This is a genomic window from Aquitalea aquatilis (genome assembly GCF_005155025.1).
GTDB lineage: Bacteria > Pseudomonadota > Gammaproteobacteria > Burkholderiales > Chromobacteriaceae > Aquitalea > Aquitalea aquatilis.
On sequence record NZ_CP039731.1, the window covers coordinates 3,961,125 to 3,974,942 of the forward strand.

Sequence of the window (13,818 nt, forward strand, 5' to 3'; positions counted from 1 at the left end):
AATGAAAATATACTGTTTATCTTTATTTTTTCAGTAGCTCATATGAAAAAATATATGCCATGAAGATGACGGTTCAAATACCAGTGCGCCGGGCAACAGCAGCCTATCCCTCTCGGCTCAGCAACTTGCCCGGATTCATGATGTTGTTGGGATCGAATACCGCCTTGACCCCGCGCATCAGCGCAATGTCTGCAGCACTGCGCGTTACCCCCAGATAATCGCGTTTCAACAGCCCCACGCCATGCTCGGCCGACATGCTGCCGGCAAACTCGGCCACCAGTGCAAACACCTGCTTGTTGACCGCCTCGCAGGCGTGACGAAAATCTTCCAGCGCCCAGCTTTCGGGCTTCAGCACATTGATATGCAGATTGCCATCGCCGATATGGCCATACCACAGCACCTCGAAATCCGGGTAATCGCGGGCCAGCAAGGCTTGTAGCCGGGACACAAAATCCGGCAGACGGCTGATCACCACCGAAATGTCGTTCTTGTACGGCGTACGCGGCGTAATGGCAGCACTGATGCCCTCGCGCAAGCGCCATAGCGCCCTGGCCTGCTGCTGCGACTGCGCCAGCACACCATCCACCACCCAACCTTGTTCCAGGCAATATTCAAATGCCTGCAATACCAGCGCATCGTCAGCCGCTGGCGGCAATTCGCACTCCAGCAGCACATAAAATGGCTGCCGCTCTGCCAGCGGTGGCTGCGCCTGCTCGGCCGCCAGCACATGGGTCAAGGCCTGATCGGAGAAAAACTCGAAGGCTTGCAAGGTCAGCCGGCTACGGAAGGCATGGAACACCGCCATGATGTCGGGCAATTGCGGTACGGCCAGCAGCAATACCGCGCTGGGCGGTGCCGGATCACACAAGCGCACCGTTGCCTCCACCACCAGCCCCAGCGTGCCTTCCGAACCGATAAACAGGTGACGGAAGTCATAGCCGCTATTGTTCTTGTTAAGGCCCAGATTGCACTGCAGCAGCTCACCGCGGCCAGTCACCACCGTCAGCCCGGCAATCCAGTCCCGGGTCATGCCATAACGCACCACGCGGATGCCGCCGGCGTTGGTGGCGATATTGCCGCCGATCTGGCTGGAGCCGCTGGAAGCAAAATCCACCGGATACAGCAGCCCCTGCTCTTGGGCAAAGGCCTGCAGCGCTGCCGTGACCACCCCCGCCTGGCAGCGTACCGTGCGCGCCAGCGGGTCGAACTGGTCGATACGATTCATCCGTTCGAAGGACAGCACCACCTCGCCCTGCGCCGCCACGGCACCGCCGGACAAGCCGGTACGGCCACCGGACGGCACGATGGCAACGCCATGCGCATTGGCCCAGCGCACCACCGCCTGCACTTCCTCAATACTGAGCGGGAACACCACTGCCGCCGCCTGCGGCTTGGTGTAACGGGTCCAGTCCTGGCCGTAACGCTCCAGCGTATCGGCATCGCCATGAATACGCTCGGCAGGAATAATGGTTTGCAAGGCAGAGAGTTGGGGCGAGGTCAGCACGGCAATATCCAGACAGAAAAGTGGCAGCGGCTACCATAGCACGCGGCAAAACAAATAAAAAAGCCGCCCCCCGAAGGAAGCGGCCTGGATGATCTTGGTGCTGTCAGCAAGAATCAGGCAACAGCAGCCTGCTTTTGCAGTATGGAGACCAGCTCGGCAATCTTGCGCTTGAGTTCGCGACGATCGACGATCATGTCGATGGCACCCTTTTCCAGCAGGAATTCCGAACGCTGGAAGCCTTCCGGCAGGGTTTCGCGCACGGTCTGCTCGATCACGCGCGGACCGGCAAAACCAATCAGCGCCCCCGGCTCGCCAATCACCACATCGCCCAGGAAGGCGAAGGAGGCGGAAACGCCACCCATGGTCGGATCGGTCAGCACCGAGATGAAGGGCAGCTGGTGATCGGTCAGCAATTGCAGTGCGGCACTGGTCTTGGCCATCTGCATCAGCGAATTCAGACCTTCCTGCATGCGCGCACCACCCGATGCGGCCACACAGATGAAGGGGGCCTTGGCTTCGATGGCAGCCTGTACGCCACGCACAAAACGCTCACCCACTACCGAACCCATGGAACCGCCGATGAAGCGGAACTCGAAGGCGGCCACGACAGCCGGCATGGAATGGATGCTGCCCTGCATCACCACCAGCGCGTCGTCTTCGCCAGTATTGCTCTGGGCGGCAGCCAGACGGTCGGGATAGCGTTTGCCATCCTTGAACTTGAGAATGTCCACCGGCTTGACCTCGGCACCGATTTCACGGCGGCCTTCGTCATCCAGCAGGACATCCAGCCGCTGACGTGCATTCAGCGGATGGTGATGATTACATTTGGGACAAACCTGCAGATTGCTCTCCAGGTCGGTGTAATACAGTACGGCTTCACATGCCGGGCACTTGCTCCACAGCCCCTCCGGTACCGCTGAAGGCTTGTCAGCGCGAGAATCGCGCTTGATCTTCGGCGGCAGGAGCTTGTTCAACCAGCTCATGCTGACTCCTTGCTCAACGCAGCCCGGCAGGGTATGCCGGGCTGACAATAAAACGGGGTGTTGTCACCCCGTTTGCGTGTCCTTAAAGAATGGCGGCCTTCAATTCGGCCACCAGACGGGTCAACCGCTCTCTGGCGGTTTCTGCTGTAGCCGCCTCGATTTCCTGCACCAGACGGCTCCCTACCACCACGGCATCGGCCGTCACGGAGATGGCCTGGGCGGTGGCGGCATCGCGAATGCCGAAGCCTACGCCGATGGGAACCTGAATATGTGCTCTAAGGGCGGCAATTTTACGCGCTACGTCGTCAATGTCCAGATTTCCTGCACCGGTGACGCCTTTCAGCGACACATAGTAGACATAACCACGGGCATGGCGGGCGATTTCACGCACCCGCGCTTCCGGCGTGGTCGGTGCAATCAGGAATACCGGATCAAGATCCGCCGCAATCAGTGCCGCAGACAGTTCGGCCGCTTCTTCCGGCGGGCAGTCCACGGTCAGCACGCCATCCACACCGGCAGCGTGAGCCTGTTCGGCAAAGGCGGTATAGCCCATGACGAACACCGGGTTCAGATAACCCATCAGCACCACGGGCGTGGTGGCATTGCTCTTGCGGAATTCGGCCACCAAGGCCAGCACATCGCGCAGGCCGACCTTGTGCACCAGCGCACGTTCGGACGCACGCTGGATCACCGGGCCATCGGCCATCGGATCGGAAAACGGCACCCCCAGCTCGATGATGTCGGCACCACCATCTACCAGACCGTGCATCAGCTCAACGGTCAGCGAGGGATGCGGGTCACCGGCCGTGATAAACGGGATCAGTGCTTTCTTGCCGTCCAGCCGGGCAAAACATGCAGCAATACGTGACATAAGCCTTCCTTAGCCTTGTTAGAGCGTGATACCGGCCAGACCGGCCACGGTATTGATGTCCTTGTCGCCACGGCCGGACAGATTCACCAGAATCACCTTGTCCTTGGCCATGGTCGGTGCCACCTTGGCAGCCCAGGCCAGCGCATGGCTGGATTCCAGCGCCGGGATGATGCCTTCCAGATGACAGCAGTCGTGGAAGGCCGACAAGGCTTCCTTGTCGTCGATGGCGACGTATTCGGCGCGGCCGATGTCCTTCAGATAGCTGTGCTCCGGGCCAACACCGGGGTAATCCAGACCGGCCGATACCGAGTGGGTCTCGACAACCTGACCATTGGCATCCTGCATCAGATAGCTCTTGGCACCGTGCAGCACGCCTACGCCAGCCCCACCGGACAGTGGAGCGGCGTGCATGCCGCTGGCAATGCCGTGGCCACCGGCCTCGACACCCACCATGCGCACGCCATTCACACCGATATAGGGATAGAACATGCCGATGGCGTTGGAGCCGCCACCGACGCAGGCCACCACCACATCCGGCTGGCGACCGGCCACTTCCGGCATCTGCTCCTTGGATTCCTCACCGATCACCGACAGGAAGTCACGCACCATCATCGGGTAAGGATGCGGACCTGCCGCCGTACCCAGAATGTAGAAGGTGCTGTCGACATTGGTCACCCAGTCGCGCATGGCTTCGTTCAGTGCATCTTTCAGGGTCTTGGAGCCGGACTCCACCGGCACCACGGTGGCACCCAGCAGCTTCATGCGGAAGACATTGGGCGACTGGCGCTTGATGTCCTCGGCACCCATATAGACAAAGCATTCCATGCCATAACGGGCAGCCACGGTAGCCGTGGCCACGCCATGCTGACCGGCACCGGTTTCGGCAATCACCCGTTTCTTGCCCATGCGGCGGGCCAACAGCGCCTGGCCGATGGCATTGCTGATCTTGTGCGCGCCAGTGTGGTTGAGGTCTTCACGCTTGAGGAAGATCTGCGCACCACCCAGTTGCTCCGACCAGCGCTTGGCATGGTAGATGGGGCTGGGGCGGCCCACATAGTGTTTCAGCTCGTGGCGAAACTCTTCCCAGAAAGTCGGATCGGCCTTGACGCGCTCGTATTCGTTCTTGAGTTCGTCCAGTGCCGCCATCAAGGTTTCGGCAACATAGACGCCACCATACGGTCCAAAGTGGCCGTTTGCATCCGGAAGATCATACCGCTCCATGCCTTGCTCCTGATATGAACGCCGCCATCCTGGCGGCATCTTTGATTCCTTTGGCTGCTTCCACTCCGCTGGAAACATCCACCGCCGCCGGCCGCACTGCGGCCACGGCTTGCTTGATATTCTGGTCGTCCAGCCCACCGGACAAAATCAACGGCAGGGGCAGGTTTGCCGGCAGCAAAGTCCAGTCAAACGTGGTACCGGTGCCACCATGTGCGCCTTCAACAAAGGCGTCGGTGAGCAGGCCGCGCGCGTCCGGGTATTGGGCGGCGGCTACTGTCAGGTCCAGTCCGGGCTTGACCCGCACCGCCTTGAGATAGGGCCGCTGGAAAGAGCGGCAGAATTCAGCCGGTTCTTCACCGTGAAATTGCAGGATGTCGATGCCGCAATGTGCCAGCACCTCTTCCACCCACTCGCGCTCCGGGTTGACGAACAACGCCACCACGCTGACAAAAGGCGGCAAGGCGGCAATCACCGCCTGTGCCTGCGCCAGGCTGACATTGCGCGGGCTTTTCGGATAAAACACCAGGCCGATGGCATCCGCGCCCAGCCGGGCGGCTTCTGCGCCATCCTCGGGCCGGGTAATGCCGCAAATCTTGATTCTGATGGTCACATCATCTCCACAGGGCCAGTCGGGCCGGCTCGGTCTGCGATGGCAATTGGTATTGTGCCGGATAACCGACCCCGGTCAGGTACAGCCCGTCCGGCATGAAGGTAGGCGGCGCACGGGTGCGGTCCTGTGCGGCCAGCAGCGCCTCCAGGTCGGCCGTTGTCAGACTGCCCTTGCCCACATACAGCAATGCACCAACGATATTGCGCACCATGTGGTGCAGGAAGGCATCGGCCAGCAGATCGAAACGGATCAGCCCGCCCTCCTCGCTGATCGCCAGTTGCTGCAGGTTCTTGACCGGGCTTTTCGCCTGGCATTCCGCCGCGCGGAAGCTGGAAAAATCATGCGAACCCAGCAACACGGCAGCAACCTCGCGCATGGCCTCGACATCCAGCGGCTGGTGATACCAGCCCACCTTGCCGGCCAACAGGCAGGGGCGTACCGGATGCGTCAGCAGGAAATAGCTGTAGGAGCGCGAAAAAGCGGAAAAGCGGGCGTGAAAGCCCTCGTCCACCTCGCGTGCCCACACCACGGCCACCTCGGGCGGCAGATGGGCATTGACCCCGCGCACCCAGGCATTGAGCGGGCGCGTAATCTGGCTGTCGAAATGCACCACCTGCATGGCGGCGTGCACGCCGGCATCGGTACGGCCTGCGGCCAGGGTTGTAATGTCTTGTCCGGCGATCTGGCTCAGGGCCCGGTTCAATCTGTCCTGGACGGTATTGCCATGCGGCTGAGTCTGCCAGCCGGAAAAGGCCCGGCCGTCATACTCGATGCCGAGCGCTATTCTCATGCCCACACCTTGCTTGCAACATCTTCCGCTGTCGGCAGCCTAGGCAGCCGACAGCAGACGCTAAAACGACAACTCTACCCTATCCGGCGGGGTTTACGCCATGCCGTCTTGCATGATCCGCCTGCCGGCCACCGGCGGCTGCCACGCAAAAATCACCCGCAGCACAGCACAATGCAAAACGGGGGAGCATCTGCTCCCCCGCTTGCTACGGCCAGTCCTGCGTCACGAAACGGTTTGGCCGGCTTCCTTCATCAGGGCTTCTGCCGTTTCCTTGTCGCCCATTTCCAGGTAAAGCTTGGCCAGCTCCATCTTGTCGTTGGCCTCGGATTGCGACTTGGCTTGCGTCGTTGCCGCAGCTGGCGCTAGAGGTGGATCTACCTTGACCGAGGCAGGCAGATCAGACAGGAAATCCATGCTCAACATCGGTTCCGGTGCCTGCTTTACCGCATTCTCCAGCTCCTGCTCACCCAGCGAAGCAAAGGCATCCAGCCCACTCAAGGCCGGATTGGGCTCGGTAGCCGGCGGCAGCGGAGCGGGCCCGGCTGCCGGCTTGTCCAGAAAGTCCATGGCCAGCGGTGCTTCCGGCTCGGGTTCAACCGCCCCCAGCTCAACGGCCAGATCCAGCGGTGGCACACGCTCAGCCGGAGCCTCAGCCAAGGCCTCAGCCGCAACATCCACCGGCGCTGCCGCCGAATTGACGCGCACGGCTTCCAGATTCAGCGGCGATGCTGCCGCAACCGGCTTGGCATCAAACAGCGGATGCTCCGGAGCCAGCGTGCGGCCCAGTTCACACACCCGCATCCACAAGGTGCTGTCCTTGCCGAAAATCCCCCGCGCCGTGGTCGCTTCGGCAATGAAGCCGTCCCTGTCCGGCTGCATGGCCAGGACTTCCAGCAGTTTGTAGCGCAGATCCTGGCGCATCGGTTCGCGCACCAGACCTTCGCGCAGGATTTCCAGCGCCTGGTCGATGCGACCATAGGCAAGGTAGACCTCTGCCTCGGCGATCAGGTCAACCGAGGCCAGATCGATACCTTCACCACGCTTGATGCCACTCATCAAGGTGGTCAACGGCCCCATGGTCAGCATGGATGCGTTATCAGCAGACGACTTGCTGGCAGGCTTGCTGCCGGACTCGGCTGCCTTACGCTGCCGCAGGCGCTGCGCCACCAGCAAGGCTCCCAGGCCGACGGCAGCGGCACCGCCGCCATACATCAGCGCCCCACTGTTGCGCAGGCTGTCCAGCACGTCATCCACCAGGAATGACGGTGGCGGGGCCTCGACAGCGGGCTTGACCGGCGCGGCCGCCTTGACTGGCGGATGAGCGGGTTCCGCCGGCTTGACGGGCTGCGCTGCCGGAGCAGACGCAAGCACTGCAGCAGGCTGGCTGGCCACAGCAGCAACGGCAGCAGCCGGCTGACTGGCTACGGCAGCCACCGCCGCTTGACTCGCCACAACGCGGGTTTCACCGGCAGCCGTACTGGCCGTTGCGGCTTTGGCAATTTGCAGATTACGGATTTTCTGTTCCAGCTCCAGCGTCTTCTGCTGGGCATGTAACAGGGCCTGATCCTGCTTTTGCAGGATGGTTTTCAGGCGATCCTCCTGAGCAGTGTCAGCCCCACCCACCGCCACCGCCTTGACTGCGGTCACCTGGGGAGCCGAGGCTGCCACCTTGGCTGCAGGATGGGCCGCTTCAGGAAGCGGCTTGTTCATGGGTTTGAGGGTGACAGCATCGGACTTGGCCGGGGCTTTGGCTGCCGGCACCGGCGCTTCTTGCGCCACAGCGGGCGGCTCGGCTGCAGCCGGAGAATTACCTGCCGTGGCCAGACGCCAGTCGGCCGGGTACTTCAGGGCTGCACCTGCGCGCAGGCGATTGACGTCACCAGAGATGAATGCATCCGGATTACTGCGATACAAGCGCTTGGCGATATCAGCCGGGTTACCGCCGCCCTTTACCCTGGAGGCGATCAGCGACAAGGTGTCGCCATGCAGAACCCGGTATACCTTCAGCGGCTGCACCTTCTCCGCAGCACGCGCACTCTTGCCGGCGCTGACCGGATTGATGGAACGCTCTTCAACGGTGTAACCATTGGGGTCCAGCAGCAGATTGTAATGTTTCTGCGCATGGACATTGCCCGCCCCGACTTCCAGGCGGAAAGCCAGCACCGGGTCATTCATAGGCTGACTGCTGCGCAACAGCAGCATGGATTTGCCAGCCGGCGACTTGCTGATCTGGTGCGAGATGGAGGCAATCAGTTGCAATTGCTCGCCGCTGGGTGCGCCTTGCAGGCTATCGGCAGCCAGTGCCACCCGAACATTGTCAGTCTGCTTGACGGCAGTACCAAACAGCTCCAGCTCGGCCACCAGCGGCTCGCCCAGCTTGGACTTAACCTTGAGTTCGCCCAGACCGAGGCTGCTCAGGCGGGGCATCAGGTCTGGCGAGACGGCGGTTTTCTTGACGGTATCATCATGAGCCGGCTGCTTGTCCTTGCGCGGCGGGCCATCCCGCTGGTAATCAACTTCGAATTCACGCACCAGACGCCCGGCTGGCCAGTTCATTTCCACGGCAAAGCGCAATAGTGCTTCATCGAAATGGCTGGGGCCTTTGACCAGAATCTTCTGAATACCGCCATCCGCTTTGCGAATGGCAGAAAACTTCAGCACCGGTGCCGACTGGCTATAAGTCGACACCAGCGGATATTTGTTGCGATCAGCCAGGCTGACCAGCACATTCCCTTGCGGATCTTCGTCCACCACGGGAATTTCCGCTTCAAAAGGCTGACCTTCCGAAGACAGGACATGAATCGACCCCAGGCCGGCCAAGGCCGATCCTGCAGAGCCCATGCCGGCCAACAAAATGGCGAGCAAGGTCATGCTATGTTTTGAAGCCATGATCCGGACTTCCCCGATTCCTGCTTAGGCAGGTTTTATTGCTAATGAACTACCCGGCTAAAACGTGTGCCATTCAATAGTAAAACCGACAATATTGCAAAACAGCGCGGCTGGCATCACAAAACTGGACCTGATCGACAAGCTCGGCGCATCAGCTGCTGATTTTGGTAAGTAAAGCCTGGGCTTCTTGTTTCAAACTTCCTTGTGCTTCTCCGACCAGATCCTGCAACACTTCACGGGCACCGTCGCGGTCGCCCATGTCCAGATAAACTTTGGCCAGATCAAGCTTGGTAGACAAAGGATCATCCAGCAGGGTCATGCCCTCGGCCACGACCGGTGCAGGTTCGGGTGCAGGTGCGACCACCGGAGCAGCACTGACCGCTGCTGTTTCAGCAGGTGCCGCTGGCGCTGCTGCCGGCGTGGCAGCCACCATGTCTTCATACAGCGATTCAAAACCATCCGTGCTAGCGGCAGAAGCCGGCAGCTCGAGGGTGCCGGTTTCCGGCTGGCCCTGGTTGTCGGCGGCCATTTCAGCAGCCAGGCCATCCAGGTTGAAATCAAAATCCAGCAAATTGGTATCGGCCGCGGCTGGCTCGGCCAGGCTTGGTGCAGCGACAGGCTCGACCAGCGGAGCGGCTGCCAGTTCGGCATCCAGATCGAAATCCAGCATATTGGCATCCGCCACGGCTGGCGCGGACACGGGGGCATCTTCTTCAAACAAGGCTGCGCGCAACGGGTCTGCTGCCGGCTCCGGCTCGACTACTGCCGCTGGCGGTGGCGTCTCAGCCTGCAGATCGCCAAACAGTTCGCGATCCAGATCGATAATACCGTCGTCAACAGCGGCGGCACTTTCCACTGGGGCCGCGTCTTCCGGCAACTGATACAGCGCATTGGCCGGATCAATACCCAGCCCCATGGCAGCCACCCTGGCCCAGGCCTGGCCCTTGCCATCGGTAGTGGCATGGAACTCGCGCGCCAGTTTTTCGAAATTGCCGGCGTCCGGGCGTGCGGCATACAGCTCAAGCAGTTTTTGACGCACTTCCTGGCGTGAGGGATCCTTGGCCAGCGCATCCTTGAGGATTTCCTCAGCCTGCGCATCACGCCCATAGGCCATATACACCTCAGCCTCGGCAACCGGATCGACTTCTGCTGCATCGATATCACCGGACGCCTGGGTGAAATTGGTCATGAAGGAGTGACCGCCACTGACTGTTTGCGGTCCACTGCCGACTGCGCCGCGCCCCAGCACGGCATTATTGGTCTGGGTGGACAGCTGCAGCGAGGAAGCACCAGCTTTGCGGCGGCGGGCAATCAGCGCGCCCAGCAGCCCCAGCAGACCAACACCGGCCACACCACCACCAACCAGCGGCAGGTTGTCGATGAGGCGATCCAGCATGGAAGGTTCGGGCGGAGGGGGCGGCGGCGCAAGCGGCTTGTGCACCACGGCCGGTTTCGGCGCAGGGGCAGCCTCGGCAACCGGCATGCTGGCCGGCTGCAGCGTTTCCGTGGCTGGCATCGAAGCGGCTACTGACGCTGCGGCCTCGGCCTGCGGCTGAGAAGCTTGCGGCTTGCCGCTTTGCATGGCCTTGAGCTGCTGCTCCAAGGCCGAGATGCGGGCTTCGGCGTCCTTCAGCGATTGTTCACGCGCAGAAACCTGCTGTTCCAGTACGGAAAGCTTGGGATTCGACTGACCGGCCAGTGCGTCCGGCGGCAATATCTTGAGAACGTCTCCGCCCTGACCATGCGCTTGCGGCTTGGCATCGGCCACTGCTGTAGTCGGCGCAGCAGCACCGTCAGGGCGCAGGATGGCATTGACCCGCGCCGCAGACAGCGACTTGATCTTGGCAACAGGTGGCAGCTTCAGGGTAATACCTGCTTTCAGCGCACTGGGATTGCCATCACTGAAGGCATGCGGATTGGCCAGCACCAGCGCTGCCATGGTCTGCTCCAGCGTGGCACCCGGCGGAACGGCCTTGGCAGCCATGCCGCGCAGGGTCGAGCCGGAGCGCGTCTGCAACACGCCATGGCTGGTATTGCGGCTGGCTTTACCCGGCTTGCCCTGATAGCGGCTGGACAGGTTTTCATCAGCGTAGCGCGGGGCATCCTGCACGATGGATTTGGATTGCGGAGCGTTATAGCTGGACGGATCAAGCAACACGGTATATTCGCGCACCGAACGGCCGGCACTGGTTTTGGCCTCTACGACAAAGCGTAAATACGGATCATTGATGGGAACGGCAGAACTGACGCGAATAATGGCACCATGCGCCGACGGAGCCAGCTGAAAACGCAGTGCCGACATCGTGCTGGCATAATCGACATTCAGGTCACGGAAGGTATCCGGACTGGCCAGGCCGATGCGTGCGCCTTCCAGTTCATTCGAGCGCACCCCGGTCAGCTCGATGTCCGCGTGAAAGGTTTCCCCCAGGAAGGATCGCACATTGATCCTGCCAAGTCCGGCCCATACATTTGCCGAGCAAACCACGGCTACCGCCAGTACGCTCAGCTTGAATTTTGCCTGATTATTCACAGTCTACCTTCCGGCACTTATTTGTCTTGATCTTATTCGCTCGGTTTGCCCATCGCAGGCAAAGAGCTGGCAACTAGTGCCATCTTAGGCCCTAGCCAAGCTTTTAGCTAGATTACATAACAACAAAACCCCGGATGAACCGGGGCTTTACATTTATTCAAACACGCCTGCTTTATACATGGCCTCGGCAACCAGTACGCAATTCAATGCCGCGCCAACGCGCACATTATCTGCCGCCAACCAGAATTGAATGGTATTTCCCGTTTTGCGCAAGCGGCTGATCCATACCCCGTCATTACCGGTTGCTTCCATCGGCGTAATATGGCCGCCATGCTGATCGGCCGTGACACATTGCAATCCTGCCGCCACCAGACGATTTTTGACTTGTACCAGATCAATATCAGCAGCGACCTCCAGGCTAACCGCCCAGGCATGTCCGAAGAAAACCGGCACCCGTACTGCAGTGGCCTCAATCGGCAATTCTGCTTGCTGCAACAGCCGGCGCAATTCCAGCATGATCGAACGTTCTTCTTCCGCCATACCGTCCTCATCCAGCGCACCAATCTGCGGCAGCACATTAAAGGCGATACGCTTTTCAAATACGGTATTTTCCGATTCGCGCTGCGAGAACAAGGCGGTGGTTTGCTCGGCCAGTTCTTCCAGGGCCTTTTGACCACTGCCGGAAACCGACTGATAAGTTGCCACGGTCAGCCGCTTGGGCTGCAAGGGCAGCAAGGGGCGCAGCGCCATGGCCAGCGGGGTGACCGTGCAATTGGGAACCGCAACCAGCGCACCAGCTTCCAGGCCGGCCAGCTGTTCGGCATTGACTGCCGGCACCACCAGCGGCACTTCGGCATCCAGGCGGAAGGCCGAGCTGAAATCGATGACCGTAACCCCGGCTGCGCGCGCTTGCGGCACGTATTCACGCGCCACGCTGTCGCCGGCAACAAAAATCGCCAGCGCCACATTCTCGAAACCAAACTCGTCCAACTGACGAATATCCAGCTCCAGATTGCCATAGCTGACGGTAGACGCTTCATGCTCCGGGCCATCCACGGCAAACACCCGCTCCGCCGGGAACTGGCGCTGGGCCAGCAGTTCGAGAACAGATTGGCCAACCAGGCCAGCGGCACCTACCACAGCAAGCTGCATCATCCGAATAAATCCTTACATTCTTGGAAAAGGCTGATTGTACCTCAGCCAAAAGCAAAGGGCGCGTTAAGGCGCCCTTTGCAGTGTAGTCGATTCCGGCGACAGTCCGGTTAAAGCCTTACAACCATGTCAAGCCGAATCAGCGCTCGATCAGGATGCGCAGCATGCGGCGCAGCGGTTCGGCCGCACCCCACAGCAGCTGGTCACCGATAACGAAGGCCGACAGGTATTCGCCACCCATGTTCAGCTTGCGCACACGGCCGACGCCCACTTCCAGCCCGCCGGTAATGGCAGCCGGGGTCAGTTCCTTGACACTGATTTCGCGGTCGTTCGGTACCCACTTCACCCAGTCATTGCCCGACTTGATGATGGCTTCGATTTCAGCCAGCGGCAGGTCTTTTTTCAGTTTAATGGTCAGAGCCAGGCTGTGGCAGCGCATGGCACCGATGCGCACGCACAGGCCATCCACCGGAATGGCGGCTTCGTTGCCCAGAATCTTGTTGACCTCGGCCTGGCCCTTCCACTCTTCCTTGGACTGGCCATTGTCCAGCTGCTTGTCGATCCAGGGGATCAGACCACCAGCCAGCGGCGCACCAAAGAATTCGGTCGGTACGTCTTCGCGGATGGCGGCAGCCACCTTGCGGTCGATGTCCAGAATGGCAGACGACGGCGTGGCCAGCTCGTCGGCCACGGCAGCGTGTACCACGCCCATGCCCTTGAGCAGTTCGCGCATGTGGTTGGCACCACCACCGGAAGCTGCCTGATAAGTCATGGAAGACACCCACTCCACCAGACCTTCACGGAACAGACCGCCCATGCCCATCAGCATGATGGAGTTGGTACAGTTGCCGCCGATGTAGTCCTTCACACCCTTGGCCAGTGCCGCATCGATCACATTGCGGTTAACCGGGTCCAGCACGATGACGGCATCGTCCGCCATGCGCAGGGTGGAAGCTGCATCGATCCAGTAGCCAGTCCAGCCGGCTGCGCGCAGTTGCGGGTAGATGTCGCTGGTGTAGTCGCCACCCTGACAGGTGACGATGGCGTCCATGGCCTTCAGTTCGTCGATGTTCTTGGCATCTTTCAATGCCGGTACGTCACGGCCGATGTCCGGGCCTTTGCCACCGACATTGGAAGTGGTGAAGAACACCGGTTCGTTGATGACAGCGAAATCGTTCTCTTCACGCATACGTTGCATCAGCACGGAACCAACCATGCCACGCCAGCCTACAAAGCCTACTTTCACGGGTTTCTCCTGGGATCTGTCT

Annotated in this window: 10 protein-coding genes; all 10 read right to left on the bottom strand. The window is 60.6% G+C overall.

The features are described from left to right. Window positions 1-103: 103 nt before the first annotated feature. Complete coding sequence (locus tag FAZ30_RS18435) at window positions 104-1,504, bottom strand: FAD-binding oxidoreductase (RefSeq protein ID WP_246043380.1); 1,401 nt, start codon at window positions 1,502-1,504, stop codon at window positions 104-106. A gap of 113 nt (window positions 1,505-1,617) precedes the next feature. After that, window positions 1,618-2,487: an acetyl-CoA carboxylase, carboxyltransferase subunit beta gene (gene accD, locus FAZ30_RS18440; protein WP_124643740.1), complete on the bottom strand. Its 870-nt coding sequence runs from the start codon at window positions 2,485-2,487 to the stop codon at window positions 1,618-1,620. An 82-nt stretch (window positions 2,488-2,569) separates the two neighbouring features. Beyond that, window positions 2,570-3,358, bottom strand: coding sequence for a tryptophan synthase subunit alpha (gene trpA, locus FAZ30_RS18445; RefSeq protein ID WP_124643739.1), 789 nt, complete (start codon window positions 3,356-3,358; stop codon window positions 2,570-2,572). Between the two features lie 18 nt (window positions 3,359-3,376). Beyond that, window positions 3,377-4,579 (bottom strand): tryptophan synthase subunit beta, encoded by a 1,203-nt coding sequence (gene trpB, locus FAZ30_RS18450; RefSeq protein WP_124643738.1) that lies wholly within the window; start codon window positions 4,577-4,579, stop codon window positions 3,377-3,379. Further along, window positions 4,566-5,189 (bottom strand): phosphoribosylanthranilate isomerase, encoded by a 624-nt coding sequence (locus FAZ30_RS18455; RefSeq protein ID WP_124643737.1) that lies wholly within the window; start codon window positions 5,187-5,189, stop codon window positions 4,566-4,568. The genes trpB and FAZ30_RS18455 overlap by 14 nt, the downstream gene beginning before the upstream one ends. Window position 5,190: 1 nt before the next feature. Next, a complete protein-coding gene (gene truA, locus FAZ30_RS18460; RefSeq protein ID WP_124643736.1) occupies window positions 5,191-5,979 on the bottom strand; it encodes a tRNA pseudouridine(38-40) synthase TruA in 789 nt (262 codons plus the stop codon). A 222-nt stretch (window positions 5,980-6,201) separates the two neighbouring features. Continuing rightward, window positions 6,202-8,868, bottom strand: coding sequence for a type IV pilus assembly protein FimV (locus FAZ30_RS20650; RefSeq protein WP_199731003.1), 2,667 nt, complete (start codon window positions 8,866-8,868; stop codon window positions 6,202-6,204). 151 nt (window positions 8,869-9,019) lie between these two features. After that, window positions 9,020-11,398 carry a motility hub landmark protein FimV gene (locus FAZ30_RS18470; protein ID WP_124643735.1) on the bottom strand — a complete coding sequence of 793 codons (2,379 nt, stop codon included), beginning with the start codon at window positions 11,396-11,398 and terminating at the stop codon, window positions 9,020-9,022. Between the two features lie 153 nt (window positions 11,399-11,551). Next, window positions 11,552-12,553, bottom strand: a complete 1,002-nt coding sequence (locus FAZ30_RS18475; protein WP_137010008.1) for an aspartate-semialdehyde dehydrogenase — start codon at window positions 12,551-12,553, stop codon at window positions 11,552-11,554. Between the two features lie 136 nt (window positions 12,554-12,689). Continuing rightward, window positions 12,690-13,796: an aspartate-semialdehyde dehydrogenase gene (asd, locus tag FAZ30_RS18480; RefSeq protein WP_124643733.1), complete on the bottom strand. Its 1,107-nt coding sequence runs from the start codon at window positions 13,794-13,796 to the stop codon at window positions 12,690-12,692. Between the last annotated feature and the right edge of the window lie 22 nt (window positions 13,797-13,818).

Excerpts from the sequence above, each read along its gene's own strand:
- accD (WP_124643740.1), bottom strand. The coding sequence starts at position 2,487 with ATGAGCTGGTTGAACAAGCTCCTGCCGCCGAAGATCAAGCGCGATTCT.
- trpA (WP_124643739.1), bottom strand. The coding sequence starts at position 3,358 with ATGTCACGTATTGCTGCATGTTTTGCCCGGCTGGACGGCAAGAAAGCA.
- trpB (WP_124643738.1), bottom strand. The coding sequence starts at position 4,579 with ATGGAGCGGTATGATCTTCCGGATGCAAACGGCCACTTTGGACCGTAT.
- truA (WP_124643736.1), bottom strand. The coding sequence starts at position 5,979 with ATGAGAATAGCGCTCGGCATCGAGTATGACGGCCGGGCCTTTTCCGGC.
- FAZ30_RS20650 (WP_199731003.1), bottom strand. The coding sequence starts at position 8,868 with ATGGCTTCAAAACATAGCATGACCTTGCTCGCCATTTTGTTGGCCGGC.
- FAZ30_RS18475 (WP_137010008.1), bottom strand. The coding sequence starts at position 12,553 with ATGATGCAGCTTGCTGTGGTAGGTGCCGCTGGCCTGGTTGGCCAATCT.